This is a genomic window from Shewanella sp. 3_MG-2023 (assembly GCF_030548765.1).
Taxonomy (GTDB): domain Bacteria; phylum Pseudomonadota; class Gammaproteobacteria; order Enterobacterales; family Shewanellaceae; genus Shewanella.
Genome location: NZ_JAUOSH010000040.1, coordinates 1 through 22022, shown reverse-complemented (window position 1 = coordinate 22022; position 22022 = coordinate 1). Strand labels below are relative to the sequence as shown.

At 41.0% G+C, this 22022-nt stretch carries 19 protein-coding genes and 1 riboswitch; of the genes, 14 read left to right on the top strand and 5 right to left on the bottom strand.

Translation table 11 applies throughout. The features are described 5' to 3' along the window. Positions 1-561 precede the first annotated feature (561 nt). Positions 562-840, bottom strand: a complete 279-nt coding sequence (locus Q4591_RS17885) for a hypothetical protein (RefSeq protein WP_102531542.1) — start codon at positions 838-840, stop codon at positions 562-564. A gap of 847 nt (positions 841-1687) precedes the next feature. Here Q4591_RS17885 and cobS point away from each other — a divergent pair. From cobS to Q4591_RS17820, 13 genes are all read left to right on the top strand, one after another. Further along, positions 1688-2461: an adenosylcobinamide-GDP ribazoletransferase gene (cobS, locus tag Q4591_RS17880; protein ID WP_102475834.1), complete on the top strand. Its 774-nt coding sequence runs from the start codon at positions 1688-1690 to the stop codon at positions 2459-2461. A gap of 907 nt (positions 2462-3368) precedes the next feature. Beyond that, a riboswitch (cobalamin riboswitch) is annotated at positions 3369-3535 on the top strand. 118 nt (positions 3536-3653) lie between these two features. Beyond that, a complete protein-coding gene (locus Q4591_RS17875) occupies positions 3654-5477 on the top strand; it encodes a TonB-dependent receptor (protein WP_303462228.1) in 1824 nt (607 codons plus the stop codon). A gap of 56 nt (positions 5478-5533) precedes the next feature. Next, a complete protein-coding gene (locus Q4591_RS17870; RefSeq protein WP_102475831.1) occupies positions 5534-6346 on the top strand; it encodes an ABC transporter ATP-binding protein in 813 nt (270 codons plus the stop codon). Next, positions 6333-7346, top strand: a complete 1014-nt coding sequence (locus Q4591_RS17865; protein ID WP_102530697.1) for an iron ABC transporter permease — start codon at positions 6333-6335, stop codon at positions 7344-7346. The genes Q4591_RS17870 and Q4591_RS17865 overlap by 14 nt, the downstream gene beginning before the upstream one ends. Beyond that, positions 7343-7882: a bifunctional adenosylcobinamide kinase/adenosylcobinamide-phosphate guanylyltransferase gene (cobU, locus tag Q4591_RS17860; RefSeq protein ID WP_102475829.1), complete on the top strand. Its 540-nt coding sequence runs from the start codon at positions 7343-7345 to the stop codon at positions 7880-7882. Before Q4591_RS17865 ends, cobU (Q4591_RS17860) begins: the two co-directional genes overlap by 4 nt. Positions 7883-7884: 2 nt before the next feature. Next, positions 7885-8742 carry a helical backbone metal receptor gene (locus Q4591_RS17855; protein WP_102475828.1) on the top strand — a complete coding sequence of 286 codons (858 nt, stop codon included), beginning with the start codon at positions 7885-7887 and terminating at the stop codon, positions 8740-8742. Continuing rightward, positions 8739-9263 carry a bifunctional adenosylcobinamide kinase/adenosylcobinamide-phosphate guanylyltransferase gene (cobU, locus tag Q4591_RS17850; RefSeq protein ID WP_102475827.1) on the top strand — a complete coding sequence of 175 codons (525 nt, stop codon included), beginning with the start codon at positions 8739-8741 and terminating at the stop codon, positions 9261-9263. Before Q4591_RS17855 ends, cobU (Q4591_RS17850) begins: the two co-directional genes overlap by 4 nt. Further along, positions 9256-9945, top strand: coding sequence for a histidine phosphatase family protein (locus tag Q4591_RS17845; RefSeq protein WP_303462223.1), 690 nt, complete (start codon positions 9256-9258; stop codon positions 9943-9945). Before cobU (Q4591_RS17850) ends, Q4591_RS17845 begins: the two co-directional genes overlap by 8 nt. A 1-nt stretch (position 9946) precedes the next feature. Beyond that, positions 9947-11023, top strand: coding sequence for a hypothetical protein (locus Q4591_RS17840; protein WP_102475825.1), 1077 nt, complete (start codon positions 9947-9949; stop codon positions 11021-11023). Between the two features lie 86 nt (positions 11024-11109). After that, positions 11110-11694 (top strand): cob(I)yrinic acid a,c-diamide adenosyltransferase, encoded by a 585-nt coding sequence (cobO, locus tag Q4591_RS17835; protein ID WP_303462219.1) that lies wholly within the window; start codon positions 11110-11112, stop codon positions 11692-11694. 126 nt (positions 11695-11820) lie between these two features. After that, positions 11821-13290 carry a cobyric acid synthase gene (locus Q4591_RS17830; RefSeq protein WP_102475823.1) on the top strand — a complete coding sequence of 490 codons (1470 nt, stop codon included), beginning with the start codon at positions 11821-11823 and terminating at the stop codon, positions 13288-13290. After that, on the top strand, positions 13290-13664 hold the full coding sequence (locus Q4591_RS17825; RefSeq protein ID WP_241904959.1) for a hypothetical protein: 375 nt from the start codon (positions 13290-13292) through the stop codon (positions 13662-13664). Before Q4591_RS17830 ends, Q4591_RS17825 begins: the two co-directional genes overlap by 1 nt. 37 nt (positions 13665-13701) lie before the next feature. Continuing rightward, on the top strand, positions 13702-14679 hold the full coding sequence (locus Q4591_RS17820; RefSeq protein WP_102475822.1) for a TIM barrel protein: 978 nt from the start codon (positions 13702-13704) through the stop codon (positions 14677-14679). 281 nt (positions 14680-14960) lie between these two features. Here Q4591_RS17820 and Q4591_RS17815 read toward each other — a convergent pair whose 3' ends face one another. The 4 genes from Q4591_RS17815 to Q4591_RS17800 form a co-directional block, all read right to left on the bottom strand. Then, positions 14961-16970 (bottom strand): MtrB/PioB family decaheme-associated outer membrane protein, encoded by a 2010-nt coding sequence (locus Q4591_RS17815; RefSeq protein ID WP_303462214.1) that lies wholly within the window; start codon positions 16968-16970, stop codon positions 14961-14963. A 12-nt stretch (positions 16971-16982) separates the two neighbouring features. Then, complete coding sequence (locus Q4591_RS17810) at positions 16983-17897, bottom strand: DmsE family decaheme c-type cytochrome (protein WP_102475820.1); 915 nt, start codon at positions 17895-17897, stop codon at positions 16983-16985. A 397-nt stretch (positions 17898-18294) separates the two neighbouring features. Then, positions 18295-19278 (bottom strand): ABC transporter permease, encoded by a 984-nt coding sequence (locus Q4591_RS17805; RefSeq protein ID WP_102475819.1) that lies wholly within the window; start codon positions 19276-19278, stop codon positions 18295-18297. Next, entirely contained in the window at positions 19275-20156 is an 882-nt protein-coding gene (locus Q4591_RS17800; RefSeq protein WP_102475818.1) for an ABC transporter ATP-binding protein, read from the bottom strand. Before Q4591_RS17800 ends, Q4591_RS17805 begins: the two co-directional genes overlap by 4 nt. A gap of 188 nt (positions 20157-20344) precedes the next feature. On the opposite strand from Q4591_RS17800, the gene Q4591_RS17795 reads away from it, so the two are divergent. Next, positions 20345-21235, top strand: a complete 891-nt coding sequence (locus Q4591_RS17795) for an ABC transporter substrate-binding protein (RefSeq protein ID WP_102475817.1) — start codon at positions 20345-20347, stop codon at positions 21233-21235. The last annotated feature ends 787 nt before the right edge of the window (positions 21236-22022 follow it).

Sequence of the window (22022 nt, the reverse complement as noted above, 5' to 3'; positions counted from 1 at the left end):
ATAAAAAAAATGCCACAGATAAAAACAGATATTATCTCATATAATCAATAAGTAAGTGACTCATTCAAAAATAGACACACTATATATATTTTATTAAAGCAAAATAACGACTCAAGATGATAATTATTTCAACCATAAGTCGTAGCTAAGAGTTGAGTTCAATTCACTTCAATATGAGTAAATCGCGACAAGCTTCGAAATTACCAATTAAAGCTGATCTTAATCATAAAATTAATTAATTTCAGTTTTAAAATCTAACCTCTAGAACTTCTTATTTTTTATTGTCTATCTTGAGTTTTATTACCCTGTGGAACTTCAAATTGACTATCATGATTTTGTTTTTCAGAAACTGAAATTACTTCATATATATAACGTGCTAATGCCTCTTTTTCCACTCAATTACTATGTCATCGACCATACGAATTAAAACTGAAATACGCCAGCTAAGTATTCTTTATAGCGTTAACCCTGCATGAGTAGCTCATCACGATACTTCATGGCATCAGCCGAAGTAATATCGTTAACGCAAATAGCTTAGGTATCTTTTTGATGATCGATTTCCTATTTTGGGCAGCAACTCAACGAAGTGACGGGGTCTTTGCGCAAGCTGGTTAATAGATGCAGGTTAATAAGTAGTGGACTAAAACCTGATTTCTCTTTTGAGGTAACAAATGCTGCCAATGCATTATTCAAGCTCATAACTGGCAGTGGTTTGGCTACTGAGTAAGTTTCACTGTGTTGTGGCAGCTTAGTGTCTCTGATGGGGATACTAAAACTTGCTGGCTTTGTACTGATGGCCGACTTGTTTTTCTCAAACTCACTGCGAAGACTGTTAATCACTTCATCAACATAACGAATAAAGTCATTAATACAGATTTGATGATCTATGGCATTGATGATTTTTTTGAGTGTACTTGCTACATCGATATAGCGCCTATATTGCTAATATGGCTTCAGCAAAGCCTAGGGTTAACAAAGATACTTTTACATCAAAAGGAAAGCCTTTATCACGTAAATATGTGGCTAAACAGATACGTGTGAGGTACACGTTAATAGGAGCTCTGCTGATGCGAAAAGCAGGGATATTGACTGAGTCAATCCTCTCAAGGAAGATAAGTGACTATAAAACAGGCACTTCAAACACTAGACAATAAAGTAGTTTTGAATTGATAGTATTAATCTTCAATATTTTTAGTAAGTTAAACGAAAAAAGGCTCATCATTTCTGATGAGCCTTTCGTCTTGAATATGGCGGAGAGATAGGGATTTGAACGCAAGGCTTCCTATTATATATAAAATGATGTGTTCAGCCGTGCCTGCTGTGGAGAACTTAGCTCAACCTGCTACGCCGGAAGCAATGGACGCTGTTAAAAAGTTCCAATTGAAATTTTATGTTGTTGACAGTATTCAATATTAGTTCACCTCAATTACATTGCAGTTGAAAGCTGTGAAAAAGCACAGTCTTTCTTCCTTAAAAAGAAACTTGTGATCTATTACTCATACCTAATTTGAGTTAATCACTATATTAAATATCCATTCAATCAAAAAAATTTAATGATATTGAAAAAGTGGTTACTCTCCCCCACTTTTGCCCTAACAAGTTCTCAGTAACATTATGCAAACCATAAATAGTAATCTTAAAATACTCTATCACTAACCCCACAAGATTAAAGAGAAAAAAACAAGTTATGAGTAACTTAGACATAAAAAAAAACAATATATTTAATGAAGTTCTTGCAGCCATTAGTTTTCTAACACGCTTTCCTTTTACAAATCACATGATGTTTCATGAAAAGACTGTGGCGGCTGCTAGTCGTTGGTTTTCATTGGTTGGTCTTTTTATAGGTTTTTTTGGCGCAGCTGTATACTTTGCACTTAGCTTAGTAGTTCCTCATTCCCTTGCGTGCGTTGTGACTTTGGTAATACTCATCCTTGCAACCGGTGCCTTTCATGAAGATGGCTTGGCCGATCTCGCTGATGGCTTTGGTGGAGGTTGGGATAAAAGCAGAAAGTTAGCAATAATGAAAGATAGCCAGATTGGCACCTATGGGGTACTTGCATTAATATCAACCTTTGCAATAAAACTGAGTAGCCTGCAGCTACTCAGTATGCAGCAAGTCATGCTCGCATTAATAACTGCACATGGTGCTAGCAGAGCTATCTCTGGCATGGTGCCATTCTTTCTTGAATATGCACGTATAGGGGAAAACAAAACACCACAAAAATCAAATACTATCAACTACAACACATTATTGATACTAACTGCATGTGGTTTCCCTGGATTGCTTTTACTGCCAAGCAGCTTAACTTTATTATTACTAGCAACTTGGTTGATAGCTTTTGTTTTATTACTCAAGTTAATGAAAAAACAAATAAATGGATATACAGGTGACACCCTTGGCGCAACGCAGCAAGTAATAGAGTTATTAACTTATATTTGCTTTGTTATTTGGACATATTAGTATATTAATACTTATTGAAACTAGTGATTACAAATCAAAACCAGACAGGATTAGTGCACTTAACATGTTAAAGTAAAAAATATTAAGGTGATGGAAAACCCTTTAGTTTAAAAGTGATAAAACTTAATAATTTTATTTCAGCCAGTTGCTGATTAATTCATAGAGAGTCTTTATTAAAAAAATAAAAACACGTTCCTCAGCAGCTAACTTTCCTATCTAGTTTAAAAGTCTCACTGCTAACATTTGCATTCTAGCAATCACACTTAAGCGTAAACAACCTATAATTTATAAAATTACACATAGGTTCCGTGATGAAAATTTAGCCTCAAAAAAAATGAGGTTAGATGCCTCTAACCTCATAATGCAGGGTTACCAAGTAAGAGTGATGAAGTTATTACTCAGTTTTACCATATACTTTGGGTGGAAGTATATATTAAAAAATATCAAAAAAGCCACAATATAAAAATATGACTTCAAATAACATTTAACTTGCAGAAAAAACGATATCAAAATAAGAATAAACCAAACAATTATGGTTACATTCAAATGTTGTGAATATTGTTTTAAACATCTCTATTACGATATGCGTAAAACAACTCTCACAACAAATAATAGCAATGCTTATTAATTTTTAATATGTTACTTTTAACAGTAATTTAAACATATTATAAAATTAATTTTCAACCTAAATCTTATTACAAGTAAAAATAGCTCATATTTAAAGCAAGAAAAACCGCCCCATAAAGTCTCACCACAAAAGTACTGTTAAAAGTCACACACTTTAGTCCATATAAATAAACCTGTGACCATTTTCACATTCCAACTACCAATAATTGATTATATTCCACCACATCATCGATGGGTAAAGTAACAGTTCACAACAATGAGTTGTGCGAACAAGCTTTATCACTATCAATACAATTAGGGTGTTATTTTTGGGAATGTGGTGAGACCCCACAGCTGTACCTGCAACTGTAAACAGAGCGAAATACTTTTTACCACTGACTTTATATCGGGAAGGTGTATTTCTAGATGCTGTGAGCCAGGAGACCGACCTAATTGTTCGATGTACTCAAGCGGGTTTCTTGAGACATAGAAAGATTGGATTTTTTCTATTCGCTACTAGTTACTCAATTATTAACAAGCAGCGCATCTCCCGCTATTTTAAACTCAGCATAACAAGGCAACAATAATGAGTTTTAAACTGCGTTTATCAGCTATCACATTAGCTATTTTTCAAACTTACAGTGTAAATGCTGCAGCACCTGCAGTCCCAGTGCATGAAACAATCGTGGTCACTGGAACACGTTTTGAGAGCACACCAGACTCACAACTTACGGTAATTAATACCATTGAACGTGAAGAAATTGATGTGCTTAATCCCAAATCAGTAGTTGATGTTCTAGAAGCATTACCAGGTTTAAGTGTGACTCGAAATGGTGGGGCTGGACAAACGGCTTCAGTGAGTATACGAGGCACCAGCTCTGGGCATTCATTGGTGCTTATTGATGGTTTAAGGGTTGGATCTGCCCCCCTAAACGCTGTCAATTTTGGCTCCCTTTCTCCACAAAATATTGAGCGGATAGAAGTCATAAAAGGCCCTAGAGCTTCTATTTGGGGCAGTGATGCTATTGGCGGCGTAATACAAATATTTACTCGCCAACTTAATGGTGGTGAATGGTTTGCCAGTACCGAGTTAGGTAGTAATAACTATCTACGAGGCACTGTAGGTGCGGGAGTGGCACATGGTGATGGTCAAAGTACTATCACAGTAAACAGTGAACGTTCAGATGGATATAATATCCATAATGGCGCTCCAGAAGAAGCTGATGATGATGGCTATGACCGCATAGGATTAACTGTAGCGGGTTTGCAAAATATCTCTGACCAATGGGATATTAGCTGGAGTCTACAATATGACACTGGTAATAGCGAACACGATGATATTTACGCCAGTGGCGGCACTGACCAAGCTGATTTTGACAATTATTTGTGGAATGTTGGCACCCAATATCAGGGCGAGCAACTCACGAGTAAATTAAATATTGGTCAATCTCAAGATTCAAATGTCAATTTTCGCGGTGATAACCCGGATGTCGCGAGACAAAAATACGAAACAACTCGCGATCAAATAAATTGGACAAACCAATTTAAAGCATCTAATGAACTGACGGTTATCGGCGGAGTGGATTGGTATAACGAGTCCGTAAATGGGGATTATGCTATCAATGAACGAGAAGTTTGGGGAATTTATGCGCTGGCTCAATACCAATGGCATAACGTTCTATTTGAAGGGGCTGTTCGATATGATGACGTTGAAAATATCGACAATGAAACTTCTTATAATTTAAGTGCAGCCTATAACTTTTCTGATCAATGGCGCTTAACGGCAAGCACAGGCACAGGCTTTAAAGCACCTACTTTTAATGACTTATACTGGCCTGGAACAGGAAACCCAGATTTATCCTCCGAAACCTCTGAAAGCTATGAATTAACCCTTAATTATAGGGGCTCTGCTATTCAAGGTTATATCAGTTTATTCCAAAACGATATTAATAACCTCATTGCTTGGGCACCAATTGATGAAGATGGTTACATATGGAAACCTGCCAACATCAATGAAGCCAAGATAAAAGGCTTAGAGCTATCGTTAAATACCACGCTGTGGCAATTAGACCACCGGATTTCGTACACCTATTTAGATGCCAAAGACACTAAAAATGATGAAGAACTTGTTGGCCGTAGTGAGCACGAGTTTGATTATAGTGTGGGCTATCAATGGGAACACTTTGACCTACTCGTAAGCTATCACTATCAAGGCAAACGCTATTCAGGTTACGGCCAACACCTTGATGCTTACCATAGGGTCGATGTCAGCATGGGATATTGGTTTAACGACAAATGGCAACTACGTGTGAAAACCAACAACATACTTGATGATGACTATATGACCGTCAGCAACTACAACAATCCAGGGATGGAATATTTTGTGAGCTTGAGTTACCAAGCTTTCTAATTATGTCCTAACTAAGACTTAGGCGTTAGCGCTATTGATGCCTAAGTGGAATACTAATGACAGTAAATAACCACACAATAGAACACCTATCAGTTAATAACTTAAGTTGGAGTTGCGCTGATAAAAATGTATTGCAACAACTGAACTTCAAGGTAAATAAAGGAGAGACTATTGGTATTTTAGGCCCTAATGGTGTTGGTAAATCCACATTACTGCGCTGTATTTATAAATACCTAAAGCCATCAACTGGCGAAATCTATCTTGACGGGGTCAATATTAATGACATCTCTCGTCGTCAATTTTCAGCAAAAGTTGCTGTCGTGCTGCAACACCCTCCATCAGGGTTTTCTGTCACCTGCCGCCAATTACTGGCAACGGGCTTAGTTAGCCAGCATAAATGGTGGCAAGCTATTGACTATAAAAAAGAGCAACGGATCATTGATGAAGTGCTTGAGCAAGTTAACTTGTCAGATAAAGGCGAGCATATTTTCGAGCACTTATCTGGTGGAGAAAAACAACGCTTACTGATTGGCAGAGCCCTATTACAAAAGCCAGAAATTTTATTGCTTGATGAGCCTACCAATCACCTTGATATCCGTTACCAACTCGAAGTACTCACATTAATTAAATCGTTAAATATTACTGTTATCGCCACAATTCATGACCTTAATTTAGCCAGCGCCTTTTGCGATCAAATGCTATTTCTCAAAGAAGGTCGTTTAGTCAAAAATGGCCCGCCTTCAGCAGTGATGTCTGAAGATAATATTCGCCATATCTATGGCGTAAATGCCCATATTGATCGTCATCCAACTAATGAGAACCCTCGGATCACATACCATTATTCTGAGGCTTTATATGCGGCTGTTTAATGCAAAAAAATTGCTATTTATTCTTACTCCGTTAGTGCTCATTAGTCCAGTATTTGCCATTGTTATTGGTACCGCAAATATTGAGTTTAATGATGTTATAGGCGCGATTCTTCGGGCCGCTGACATATCAGAGGCTGCAACAGGTTCTTTAGCTATTTCTGACCGTATTATTATTGAGTTACGTATGCCAAGGGCAATTATGGCGATGCTCTGCGGCGCAGGACTAGCCATATCAGGCTCGGTATTACAATGTGTCACTCGTAATCCACTTGCCGACCCATACCTGTTTGGTATTAGTTCAGGGGCAGCATTAGGCGCTATTTTGGCGTTAACTGGCGGAATAATGTTTCTACCATTGCCTGTTTGCGCCTTTTTAGGTTCATTAATTGCAGTAGCAGTCGTCATGGTCATGTCCCGTGATGGGCAAGTTGAAACCCTTGTATTGTCTGGGGTTGCAATCTCATTTTTGCTCTCATCTATCGCCAACCTCATTCTTTATTTTAGCGATCAACAAGCCATACAAGCTGTTTTGTTTTGGTCTTTAGGCAGCTTTGCTAATGCTACTTGGTCCACCTTATTGTACCCCAGTATCATTGTAGTGCTTGGTAGCATTATTGTTTTCCAATTTCAGCGACCTTTGCATGCATTAATGGCAGGCAATGAAAGCGCCCACACCCAAGGGGTGGCAGTACTGCCATTACGGTTAGGCATGCTAATGCTAACCGCATTAATTACCTCATCTTTGGTGGCAACTTGTGGAGGAATAGGCTTTGTTGGCTTGATGGTGCCTCACATTTCAAGAATGTTAGTCGGTGCAGCTCACCCAGCTAGCCTCATTATTACCGCCATGATGGGCGCCATTTTAATGGTCTCTGTCGATATTCTTTCGCGGGTAATTTTACCTAGCCAAGAGCTCCCTGTTGGCGTTATGACCGCCATGATGGGGAGTGCTTTCTTTATTTTTCTTCTTATTAAACGCCAAAAAGGTCGTACTAGATGAAGCAGTTAATTATTGGTGGAGCCCGTTCTGGCAAAAGTAAAATGGCGCAAAACTATGCCTCCCAATGGCAAAGCAATACGCAAGGTGAAGTCATTGTTATTGTTACAGCGCAAAATAAGGATGGTGCGATGGCAAAGCGCATCGCTCATCATCAGGCTAACCGTCCGCCCCATTGGCAAACGGTTGAATCCCATTTAGCACTAGCTAGCACCCTACAGCGCCACAGCCAAGCGGACAACCTCATAATGGTTGATTGCTTAACCCTATGGTTATCTAATGTTTTACTACACGATGCTGAGCAATCTACGAATCAATACCCTGTCATGAAGCGTCAACTCATCGATACCATAAAAGCGCTTTCTGGAGAAATAGTACTTATTGGTAATGAAGTTGGTCAAGGTGTTGTCCCTATGGGGGCATTGTGTCGAGAATTTGTCGACCAATCAGGTTGGTTACACCAATCAATCGCTGAGTGTGTCGATAAGGTCACAGTATCAATTGCAGGCCTACCTATGGTTATTAAGGAAAGGGCTTAATTATGTCTATTTTCGTTAAACCCATAAGCTTAATTGTCGCGGGATTTCTTGTCTGCTTGACTACTTCATATGCCCACAGCGCACAGCAAAGATTCGTTGTGCTATCACCCCATGCGGTAGAAATGATGTTCAGTATTGACGCAGGCGATAGAATTATTGGCACAGTGGAATATGCCGACTACCCTGCTGCTGCAAATGATATAAAACGTATTGGTCGCTACGACTTTGTTAATTACGAAGCCCTAATGATGCTTAATCCCGACGCCATCATAGTCAACAGTGAAAGCACGTCATCGGGAATGCTTAGCCGCATTAAAAGCCTCGGGTTTACTGTTATTGATACCAGTGTCACAGAGCTTGCTGATATACCGAAAAGGTTAATTGAATTAGGTCAACTAACCGGACAACAACAGCTTGCCCAGCAACAAGCTGCGCAATTCAGTCAGCAGCTAAACGAGATTCGTCAACAATATCAGCATCAAGATCCCATCAGCATTTTTTATCAGGTGTGGCCTCACCCTTTAACGACAACCTCCAGTTCATGGATGGATGAGATTTTTGCAGGATGCGGAGGGGTAAACATATTTGAAAATGCCCACTCAGATTACCCTCAGGTCAACATGGAACAAGTCGTTTCATTAATGCCTGAAATGATCTTTAAACCTATTTATCACGGCAACAGTAATCAAGAGTTAATCCGCTGGGAAACTTGGAGTGAGCTACCCGCAGTAAAGCATGGACAAGTGATCGCCTTAGAAGGTGATCTCATTCACCGTACAGGCCCCCGTGTACTTCAAGGAATGATAAACATTTGCCAGAAAATCGACTTAGCACGTCATCAAAGAGCGGCAACATTATGATTAGTTTTTATTTAGGTGGTGCTCGCAGTGGCAAGTCGTCCCTTGCAGAGTTAGAAGTCAGCCAAACTCGATTACCCGTGCTCTATATCGCTACCTCTCGCCCGAGTGCATCTATGCAAGAGCGGATCCGCTTACATAAACAACAGCGCCCTGACAGTTGGCAAACTCTCGAAGTGCCAGTAGATTTAGTCACTAGCTTAATTAAACACGACAAGCCAGAGCAAACCATCATAATTGATTGTTTAACCCTGTGGTTAACCAACCAACTGTTGGCACAACATTGCCTAAAACAAGCTATCGAGGAGCTTGCGAAAACACTGGCCAATATGCAATCGCATTGCGTTCTGGTTAGCACTGAATGTGGCCAAAGCTTGATTCCAGAAGATAAAATGAGCCAACTGTTCGTTAATGCCAGTGGCGAAATGCACCAAATCATCGCCGAAATCGCTGACAAGGTGACTTTCTGCCAAAGCAAAATTGCTAACACGTTAAAAATGCCAAAAGAACTCAGTTATGAATAACACTAAGTTCACTTTATTACGCCATGGTCAGCCGCAACTCAGCGACTGCTTACTGGGTCGCACCAATCCACCATTAACCGCCCTTGGCTGGCAACAACTACGTCAAAGTAGTATAGGTTTAGGCTTTGATAGAATTATTAGTTCACCATTAGAGCGCTGTAGCGCATTTGCCCAGCAACTCGCTCACGAAAGCGCCGTACCAATAACTATCTGTGCTGACTGGCAAGAAATGGACTTCGGTTTATGGGACGGTCTGCCGCTTAAACAGCTGTGGGCGGCTACTGATATTGACTACCCTAAATTTTGGCAAAACCCCTTTTTAAGCCAGCCTCCTCAAGGTGAATCAAGCATTCAATTAATGCAACGAGTAGTAAAGCAAATTCAGTTACTCAGTCGACAATATCAAGGCCAACACTTATTAATTGTGACTCATTCAGGGGTTATACGCATCATTATGCATTGGCTATTATGTCATTCAAATTCGATAGACAAGTTCTCTGAAGCGTTTCTATCCTCTCATAGCCACAGCCATCAATATTGCAATGCCCACCTTAGCAATCTTATGGTTTCCTACGCAGCTCGACTACAAATCAATACCTTTATTGATGATGACAAGGTGCTATGGCCGCAATTGACAGGACTGCATAACTACCACGCTGACACTCAGCCAAAGGAAGCCTAAAATGAAAACTATCTGTTTTAACATTTTGAACTGCGCAGCAACTCAATTGCCGAGCTTACATCAACTTTCTGATGCTGGGGCAGGTTCCGATTTAATGCATTTCACCCCAACCAGAGACAGTGAAATTATCGCCAATGGGCAAGCCAACACGGTATTACCTCTGAAAAAGTTGCAGTCCAAAGAGGCTGATAAATATGATGGGCTGTTAAGTAATGGTGGTATTAGTCCGGCAGTATTATCTCGAGGGCTACTAAAGTTATTAGCCAGCAATGGTTATAACATTGAATTTCATAGCTATAACTTTAATGTCAGTCAGCCGCACACCATGCAAGAAGATTGGCTAGTACAATCACACCATGGTGGCAGAAATATTGATAGCACTGAGTTAATTGAAACGACATTAATTCCCTCGTTAGTGGATCAAGCCCAAAGAGGCTGCATCAGTATTTTGTCTGAGTGCGGAGTTGGCGGCACCACCTTTTCTACCCTGTGGTTACGCTTACTTACTGGTATGGATTTGTCTCCCGCGGGAAGCACTATCGACCCTAAAAAATTAGCTATAAAGCAGCAACTACTCAATGAGCTTGAATGCCAATATCGTGTTGATGGCGAAAATTTTGATGAAACGCGCTTATTAGCTAACCCACGGTTTCACGATCCAATTCAACTGGCCGTCAGCCAACTAATTAAACAGTGGCCAACACAGCTACCAATGCCAACTTTTGCTGGTGGCATGATGTTCGTAGCGCCGCTATTGGCGGCAAGAAAAACCAACTCTCTAGCCATCCCTGTGCTAATCCACACCACTCGGTGGGTACTTAATGGCGATGGCAAACAAGTATTATCCCATCTTGGGGACAAAGATGTCATCACCACCCACACAACCAATTTTTCACGCTCTGATATGAGCTGCCTTCAGTGCTATGAGCAAGGGCTAGTAGTAGAGGGCTGCGGCTTAGGTGGCCTGCTGGTTTTAGCTGAGACATTAGGGATAAACGAACCTGCGATAATTAAGGCGCTTGAACTGGCCGTAAATGAATACCAGCGACCATTTCTTGAAAACGAATCGGTGGCCTAATGTGGGAAATAGGATTTGAGTCATAACTTGTGATAACAGGCTAGCAAACGCTATCAATATACCAGAATAAAGTATCAGGAATAATAATGAGCTATAACCCTAAAAAACAAGCACAACACAAAGAGCATGTTGACCAGGCCATCGAAAAAGCCCAAGAAGAGCGTGGTCAAGTATTAGTGATAACAGGTAATGGTAAAGGTAAAACCACTGGTGGATTTGGCACCTTATTTAGAGCCCTAGGCCACCAACAAAAAGTCGCGGCAGTGCAGTTTGTTAAAGGCGATCTTGAATGCGGTGAGCGTAACTTACTTGAACAACTCAATGTACCAGTTCATACCATGAATACAGGATTTAGCTGGAATAGTGAAGATAAAGAAGTTGATAAGCAAGCAGCACAAATTGCATGGCAAGCAGCAAAATCATTCATTACCGATCCTAGCTTAGATTTGGTGCTATTAGACGAACTCACTTACATGATCACTTGGGGCTTTATTGAACTGGACGACATCATTACCACACTGAAACAAAGACCAACTGAAATGTCAGTGGTTATCACTGGTCGAGCAGCCCATCGTGAGCTCAAAGAGTACGCTGATACGATCAGTGAAGTAAGACCTGAAAAACATGCGTTCCATCAAGGCTTAAAAGCGCGTCAAGGGCTGGACTGGTAATTAAAAGGTACGCAAATTGCGGGCGACTTTAATAGCGATATTTCCCGAAGTGCTCAGCTTATTTATCAATTCAATTTTTGACGCTTAAAAACAAGCCCAAAATAATTTTTTAATGGAACAACTCCCATGAGCGGATTCAAATTAATGGTGCAAGGCACTACCAGCGACGCTGGTAAAAGCTTGATGGTTGCAGGGCTTTGTCGAGTTCTGGCACGTAAAGGAATTAAAGTCGCCCCTTTCAAACCACAAAATATGGCACTTAACAGCGCAGTCACGCCAGACGGCGGCGAAATAGGTCGCGCACAAGCTGTGCAGGCACAAGCGTGTAACCTTCCGTTAAGCGTACACATGAATCCAGTACTGCTAAAACCCAATACCGATACAGGTGCACAGGTGATCATTCGCGGTAAAGCAATTGAAGATATGAATGCCGTCAATTACCACAACTTTAAACCGCAGCTGCTAGAGATAGTGCTGGAAAGTTTTGAAACCCTGGGACAAGGTATGCAGGCTAGACTGGTTGAAGGCGCTGGCAGTCCTGCTGAAGTGAATCTGCGTGAGCAAGACATAGCCAATATGGGCTTTGCCGTTGCGGCCCAAACCCCTGTTGTTATTGTGGCAGATATTGATCGAGGCGGCGTCTTTGCTCATTTATATGGGACTTTTGATCTGCTTTCTGCTGAAGAGAAATTACTGGTTAAGGGTTTTATTATCAATCGCTTCAGAGGCGATATCACCTTATTAGAAAGTGGGCTTACTTGGTTGACGGAGAAAACTGGCGTGCCGGTAATCGGTGTTGTCCCATATTTACACGGACTCTACCTTGAAGCGGAAGATGCTATCAACCAACAGCAACTCGATGACGATAGCCATTTTAAAGTTGTCGTGCCGGGTTTGCCACGCATAAGTAATCATACGGATTTTGATGCCCTCAGGCTTCACCCGGGTGTCGACCTTTGCTTTGTTAAACCTGGCGATAAACTACCAAATGCCGACTTAATTATCTTGCCCGGTTCTAAGAGCGTGCGCGGTGATTTGAAAGCATTGCGAGATCGTGGTTGGGACAAGCAAATCGCCCGTCATTTACGATTTGGCGGCAAGTTAATTGGCATTTGCGGCGGCTATCAAATGCTCGGCCACAGCATTGATGACCCCCATGGTATCGAAGGTCAAGCTGGCAGCAGCGAAGGACTTGGATACCTTAACATCACTACCACCCTTGAGAAAACGAAAACCCTTAAACAGATCCATGGCGAACTCCAGCTTAATGGCAACACTCATCCAGTGAAAGGCTATGAGATCCATGCAGGAGTCAGTAATGTACAGGAGACTCAACCCTTCACATTAGGCACTGAGGATAATCGCTATCCTGATGGTGCAGTCTGTCCACAAAATCAAGTATTAGGCACTTATCTTCATGGCGTATTCGATGAGCCACAAGCCTGTAATGCGCTACTGAACTGGGCAGGCTACCAACAACAAAAAGCCCAAGATATGTCAGCATTGCGTGAGGAAAACCTCAATCGACTCGCCGATAGCCTTGAAGAGTCGCTCGATCTCGATTCACTATTTAACGGTATTGAGGGGTGGAGCTAATGAATAAGATGCAAGCTCATTGCCCTGCTTTGTTTGTTACAGCTCCAAGTAGTGATAGTGGTAAAACTACATTGGTTGCTGCTATGGCCAGATATTGGAGTAATCAAGGAAACAAAGTCAGAGTGTTTAAAACTGGGCCTGACTTTATCGACCCTATTTTTCATGAATTCGCCAGTGGTCATCCTGCTCACCACCTCGATCTTGGCATATCGCCTTTTCCTCGGGAAATTGAGGACGTCATAAACGTTATCGTCACGCAACGCTATGACATCTTCACGGACAACTTGAATAACCTCCCCTCTGAATATAACGGAGGTTTCTGGCTATTTGGCAGATCAATATGTGACAAACCTACATCACCTCATCTTATGTAGAACATGAGTTTTCGACACATAACAGCAAGGAGCAATAATGAAGCAACTGACGAACCTCACAGTGACCCCAAACCCAGGTCACCTGCTAGATAACTGGCAACAAGCTGAAGATTGGTTAAGCCAAATGAACCTTGATGGTTTCGAAATATATCCGCATGGCACTGTCTCTGCGGATGCTATTCCAGCTCATTTAAGTGGCGGCTTTCATCTGCAATCTTTTCCCATTCTGACTCCGTTACTTTATAACGACAGCAAACGGTTAATGGACATCTTTGGTGATTGGGACACTGTCGCACAATTCTATGGTGGTACTGATGCCGACTACCTCATCAACACCCTCACTCAACAACTGGACTTGGCGCACGCATTAGGCGCACCCTATGCGGTATTTCACCCTATGGATTGTGATATCGACAACCTCATCTCACAACACTTTCCTTGGACTTATGAAGATACAGTTAAAGCCTGCAGCCTGTTATTGAATCAAGTACTAGCCAAGAGTAAATTTAAGGGGAAATTATTATTCGAAAACATGTGGTGGCAGCAAAGCTTTCGCCTCGATAACCGCTGTGAGTATGATCTATTACGACACAGTGTTGATTATCAAAACTGCGGCATTTGCTTCGATACGGGCCATATGATGGCCACCCAAACACAGTTTAGCCATGAGCAGCAGGCTCTGGATTTTATTGAGCAACGCTTGCTGCAGCTGGATTTACACCATGAGATTTGTACCCTTCATTTAAACAGCAATATACTCCCAGCTCACAAGCCTCAGTGGCGAGCTCCACTGTCAGTAAAGAGTCCATTCTGGCAACAGTTTGATTTATCTTTACAACACATCAATAAACTAGACCCACACCAAGCCTTTAGTCAGTGTGACTTATCCAATCTTATTGAGCGTATAAAGCCTGATTTCCTTGTCCATGAAATTAACCAAAAAAGCCTACCACAGTGGCAAACTGATATTTCGACCCAGATGACATTATTAAACCGATGTTTACGTGTAGCATAACGAGTATTGGTTCTATGAAAACATAATAAAGTCAGTATCTAAGCTGTTTACATATAAGCAGCTAAAATATCTTTATAAGAGTGTGACGGTAAGGGCTTTACGGTGTTACAGCTAGTCACAAACCAAGGTTTCCCCGAAATATAATAGATTACGACGACAGTCACAGAGGCGTACTTAAAGCGCTGTTAGTTTACTGTTAGCCGCTATAAAAAGTTGCTATTACCCTCAAAAACAGACTGGTAATAGCAACTAAGACTATTTAGCTAGTATTTTAAAACCAACTAAAAATGATACCTAAAGGTCGCCATCACGAGATGAGCGGTGTAATCATGATTCAATTCCCCTAAGGTTTTAATACCAGTAGGGCCAGTTCCTGGATAGTAATTAACAGGTAATTGCGTATCGTCACTGTCTTTGTAACGTTCAATTTCATAACGTAAGCCGACCGTCATGGCTTTAGACAATGCATAATCTACAAAAACCGAAGCATAATGACTGGTTGATTCAAAATCGCCAAATACATCATTATTGTCAATATCGCTGTCGCTGAAAGACAGTGCATAGCTATAATTACCACCGATACTTATGCCATAGTCAGCTAAACCTGTGTAATCAAATCCAACACCAATAAAGCCAAACTGCTCGTTGGTATTAGCTTGCCAATAATTAGAATAATCATTACGTGCACCAGCCTGATTATTATCAATCCATTGATAACCGCCATTACCATTTAGGTTCAAGGTTTCAGTCACTTGCCAGTTTACACTTAAGTCATAACCGTAGTTTTCTGATTCAATGAGGCCAATATCAGTATTAGTATAATCATCTAGCGAGTAATAGCCGTTGAAGCTAACTGAGACATTATCCAATGGGGTATGAGTGACAAATACCTCAGCTTTTGAGCTTTTCTTATCTGCAAGATAATACTTACGCATTAACTCACTCTCGTCACCTGATACTGCATCGTCATATAAGAACGATGAACCACCTTTGTCCGAGTAACTGCCTTTTAAGCGTAAATCCCACTTTTCAAAATTACTTGCACGCCATTGCGCCCAAAAAATATTGTCATCCGTTTTTTCTCGATCTTGATTTGAACGTTCAGTATCTGTACGGTCAAAACCTGCCTCAATACGCTGACCCGTTGCAAGATTATAACTAGCACTCACTTTGTAAGTCGTTCGAGTCGTGTCATAGATACGATTCTCAACCAATTCTCCGGTCATCGAATTGTAATTATACTGTTCGTACTCGTGGATGTCGGTGGTGTTGTCTCTATCAGAGTAATCCACAGAAGCATTCAAACGTAGCCCTTTAGCAATTAGGCTAGACACTTTAAAGTTAGCATCAAGAATATCAACTTCGACATTACCTTGATTCCCACTGTTTGGGATACCTGTTAAGGTAATAAAGTTACTGTCTTGCTTCATATTTCCGCTAACAAGGCGGCCACTGAGATAGGTTTTATCAAAACGGTAATTACCTAACGCACTCACAAAATGTGCTTGGTTATCTGCCGCCTGTGACACACTAGGATAAGCATCATTGTCAATTGACAAAGCATGGTTATTATTATCAAACCAACTACCTTTGTAGTTAACTTCAGAGAACCAATTATTGCCATTAAAGTTCACTCCCGCAGATAAATTTTGCGTGCGCATATCTACAGGTGCAGCTAAGTTAGTCGCAATGATGCCACCATTACTCATACTGCTAAGCAGCTTACCCGTTTTATCTTCCGTCGCGTATTTAACATAGGTCGCGTAGCGGTCGCGAGTATAGTTTGCTTCTAATTGATACTTTTTGCGCTGTAAAGATAATGACTGAGTCACGAGGTCATCATTTTCTACAAAATGGCCATTATTACTAGTCCAAACGCTTTGTGCATTATCTGCTGTGTATTGATTTTTTTCATCAAAACTTGCCTTGATACCCCAACTACCGAGGCGGCCAGTTTTGATGCTACCGTTACCTTGCTGACTACCTAAATTATCAGCCTTGATTTCGGTACGATAACCTCGACTATTAATCACCAGATCAGAGTTCACTCCAGCGGCTAAACCGTCTGTGTATTTCAGTTTATTCGCGGCGTAGTCATCGTCACTATCTAATGCCCCTAAATCAACTCCAACCTGACCAATAACACTGCTGTTAGAAACGCAGTTCTTACATTTCCAGCTATCAGCACGATTGTTAACATCATTTGCCGCTGTTACACCAAAATCAAATGCCATCGCTCCAGTACTAACACTGGCAAGCGCTATGGCAACTAAATTTAATCTAAATTTCATAAGATAATCCCCTTAAAACTGTAGCGCCTTGCCAGACGTATGATTTGAACCATGTATTTGGCTATGACAATTTAAACATCCCTGGCCTGCTGTTTGGACGCTTTGATTATCACCAGGCATAGTGGAAGCATGGATATCTCCTGCATGACATTGCTTACACAACATAGGCACACGTGATTTAAGAAGATCATTGTTAACGCTGCCATGAGCGTTGTGACAGTTGGCACAGTTCTCCATTACCGGAGCGTGCTCCCAAAGGAAAGGACCACGTTTTTCGGCATGGCACTCAAAACAGGTTTGATTAACATTAAAGGCTTTAAGATCACTCTCGCCCATTGACCCATGCGGGTTATGACAATCAGTACAGACCATTGAGCCATTATTAATTGGATGATGGCTACGTTTATGGGTATCTGCATTTACTTTGATATGACAGTTCGCACACACTTCAGCTTGTGTGTTTTTTACCATAATAGGATCTTTGGCAGCATGCACCTGATGACAGCTGACACAAGCAACGTCTTGATCTGCATGAGCAGAGGTATGCCATGCACTTCGAGCATTGTCATTATGACAAGCAGTACACACAGAGTTTTGCATATCAGCAGTCAAAACTGAGTCTGTACCAAAATCTATCATTGGTTCATTTTTGCCCCTATGCTTACCTTGAGGTCCATGACATGCCTCACATTGCAAACCCGCCATTGGGCTATTGCTTGACATCGCTTGACCGTGAACGCCATCAAAGATGGCCATGACTTTTTCAGAGCGCTTATGGCACATCAAGCAACCATCAGCCCCCTTTTTCGAATAAGCCCCACTTTCAAATTTATCCATCAAAATATCGATTGGCTCAGCATTAATGCTACTGGCAATAAAGCCAGATAGCATAATTAGCAATGCACTCATACGTTTCAATTTTTTCATATCATCTGCCATAATTTATATTAGATTTTTAGTTTTGCTACTCAATATGTTCAATTTACATATCGATTAGAAACAGAGACTAACCACAAAAAATAGAAATTTCTCTGGGGTTTTTAACAGTAAACTTAAAACTGTTAGCTATAACCGAAGATATTTTGGCAGGCTGATAACAAGGTGGGCATAAGAGGGCTTCCCCTCTGGATCACATACTGCAGATAAAAGTGAAACTAAGGTAAAAAACAGTTTAATTGATGTGAAATTACCTTAGCGTGTATAGATAATCTACTGGCAAATAGGTGTATTGAACCTCCCAATGGATTGCAGCGCTAAGATGGAGGTAATTACATTTCCTTTATAGGTAGCTACTATTATTAGTAGCTACCTCGTTATCATTGAATCAATCCCAGCGGAAACTGCGACTAGCTAGCGCTAAACATATCAAAATCGTTGCCACAAGATATAGCAGATGATTGCCAATATCGAATAATCCAGCGCCGTCGATAATAACCGCCCTATTAGCATCATTCATGTGAGTTAACGGTAAGCAATCAGCCAAAAAACGAACCCAGGGTTTACTGCCTTCTAAAGAAAACCAAATCCCCGATAAAAACATCATTGGCCATGAGAGAATATTAAGCAGTCCATTACACAACTCGTCTGAGCGGGTACGACTTGCCACCAGCAAACCGATACTGATCATGGCTGCGCTACCGAGTAATGTATTGAGCACCAAAAGCAGTACATTACCTTGAGAGCGAATATCGAACATCAGCGCGATAACCAAAAAGACTAAGATAGCAGAAACCACTGTCGCTCCAAGTCTTGAAATGAGTTGGGATGCCAAAAACTGCCACGCCGCTAACGGGGTTACTTGCAACCGCTTTAACACCCCGGTTCTGCGATACCGCACCACCACATAACCCACGCCATAAAGCGCAGAAAACATCATGTTCATTCCGATAATACCTGGCAGTAGCCACTCAACATGACGCACGGCATTGCCAACAATTGTTTGCTTTTCTAACTCAGGGGATTTGCTAAAAATAACCTGCTCTAATATATAACCTTTAGCACTGTCTGGGTTGACCCAATAACTATCGCCACTGATCAAACCATCAATTAAATGTCGAGAGACTTTATGCTTTGCTTGCTCTAAGTCATTGTAATAAATAACATCCACATGTTTTAACTCCGACAATGCCTCAAGCTGCGGACTATCACCATAGGCACCAAGCTGATAAAGCGTCGGGTTATCATCATCGAACACCAGTACGAGAACCAGAATAATGATAATTGGAAATAGTAGTGACCAGCCTAGCGCAGACTTGTCACGCACAAACTCAAGGTTTCGGGCGTTGATCAGTGCAAATAATGCATTCATATACGAAGCTCATTACCAGTTAACTTTAGAAAAAGGTCTTCAAGGTGCGGCTTACGCACAGACATGCCGTTAGTAGAGTGACCTGAAGCGAGTGCTGGCAGTAGATCATTAAAGCTATGACACTCTACCCTTGTTTGACCAGAACAATGACTAACTCTTACTGGTAAACCGTCAAAATCCTGAGCGCAATAAACGCCATCGAGTTCTACAATTTGCGGAAAAAAATTATCTTTAAGTAGCGCTTCAGGTGAACCTTCTGCGATAAACTGTCCTTTATCCATGATGGCAATTTGATCGCAAAGCTGCTCTGCTTCATCCATATAATGTGTAGTGAGAATAACTGTTTTCCCTTGTTTTATTATCTCCCTAACCAACTGCCAAAAATGTAACCTAGCCTGGGGGTCTAGCCCGGTGGTGGGCTCATCTAAAAAAAGCAAAGCGGGATCATTAACTAAACTCAACGCCAGCAATAGCCGCTGCTTTTGTCCCCCAGAAAGCGTAAAATGAAGCTGATTAGCAACTTCCTGTAGTTGACATAACTCGATCAAATGGGAAATAGGTGCATGGCTTTGGTAAAAACTTGCGAAAAGTTTCAAGCAATCTTTAACAGTTAAATAATCCGGTAGCGTAGTCGACTGAAATTGAATTCCAATTTCTTGTTTGAAATTCTTTTTGATTGGCAAGCCTCGATAGCGTATGTCACCCTGAGTTGGCTTCAAGACACCTTCAAGGATTTCAAGCGTTGTTGACTTACCGGCGCCATTAGGACCCAGTAAACCAAAACACTGACCAGCCTCAATATCTAAGTTAATGTTATTAACCGCAGTGAAATCACCGTATCGATGAGTTAAGCCGCGAACACTTAATAATACTGACAATACAACCTCAAGAAAAATTATTAGACATATATTATCTGTAGTGCAATGGAAAAAAACACTGGGGGTTTTAACAGTCTTTGATTTAGCAAATCATAATTGTGTACTTGCACACAAAGCTGTTTTAACGTGCTTGTTTTTAGCGAAAATCACCCCATCATGCCTGAACATCATTGATATTGAGATTTAACATGCGCGCGATAAAAATACTATTTGGGCTAGTCCTTTTTTTAGCTATACAGCCAGTTTTTAGCCAAGAGGAACAATCCCTCAGAATTGTGTCTTTGGCCCCCAATTGGAGCCATACTGTTGCTGAAATTGGGGCAATTGATAACCTAGTAGGTGTGACTCGTTACGCTCGATTTCCTGCCGAAGTCCCCTTAAGAGTTGAACAAAGTCGTATCGACATTGTTGGTGGATTTACTGATATCACTATCGACAATATCACTCGCTTGAATCCAGATCTCGTGCTCACAGCTACTGGACTGCAACTGACGTTAAAAGCACAGCTAAAAGCACTGGGAATACCCGTTATTCATATGGAGGAATCCAGCTTAGAAGAGGTATACACCAAAATAATTTTGCTTGGGGAGACAATAAATCATCAAAAACAAGCCATTACCTTGGTCGAATCAATTCAGGGTCAGCTACGAAAGATCGCATCCCAATACAGTAACCATCCATCTCCAAAGGTCTATTACGAAATTAACTATTTATATAAATGCGTGCCCGGAAAGCATTCATACATGACTGAACTAATTGAATTGGTTGGAGCTAAAGCCATTTTGTCAGATCGTGATGGTATCGCGCCCATGGTGACCTGGCCAGAAGTTGTGCAAGAAAACCCCGATGTTATTTTGCTGCCGATGTGGCCAGATGCAACAGGCCCAATCTTCGAAGGACCACAAGCGGGTAGCGGCACCACCACCATCAGTGAGGTCAAGTCCCGTGAAGAGGCTAATCGCGTGAACGCAGTAAATAAAAATGCTGTCAGATTTATTGACTCGGCAGTGACCAAACAGGCTGGGCCGAATATCCCCCAAGCAGCAAGGCTACTCGCGGAAGCTATTTATGGTAATTAAAACACAAATTTTAATGACCGCTAAATGAATAGTGAGGCCTTGTTAAAAGCGCAATAGCCAATTACAAAAAAACGATAAATAAACCAAACAGCAATTTAATCTTTAGTGCAATAAGTTATCGAATATTTGCAACAAAGCGAAAATGTAGCTAATAGCTTTGGTCATTAGCGTGCGTTAAGCACGCTGATTAAGCAACTCATTTATAAGCATTAAATTATTAAGGTATCCATCTTAAATAGCTACAACTAAGGTGGTTTAGTTAATCAAATGTAAGACACTCTGCAACCTTTAATGAATTAATGCAAAGATGACTTTTCTAAGCCTGCTTTGGAAAATAAAACGGTACTTGAATGCTGAGGCATTCATCACACACGGCGTACAACCAAAGCAATCAATACGATCCAAATCACAGTAAAGGGAAAGCCCAATACCTCCCTAAAATGTATTAGTTTCAACTTGGGTTGCATTAAATTGAACACCTCAAACCTCTTAAACTATTTGAAACGCACACCTTGAATATTTACATACCTTAACAACCTAAATAAAGCTAAATAAAGCTAAAACAGCTCAACTTTAACCTAACCACTATACCCATCAATTAAAATGAATGCTTTTTAGACCGTAAAATGACCATGATAAAGAGTTGAGGTTCCACGCTTTACTACAATATAAAACTGCTTTCCCACAAGCTTAAAATCAGATTTTGCCCACAGCTATGACAAACCTTTGTCAGCTTAGCTCAGGACGGAACATACTCAAAAATAAAAAGGCCACTTGAAATCAAGTG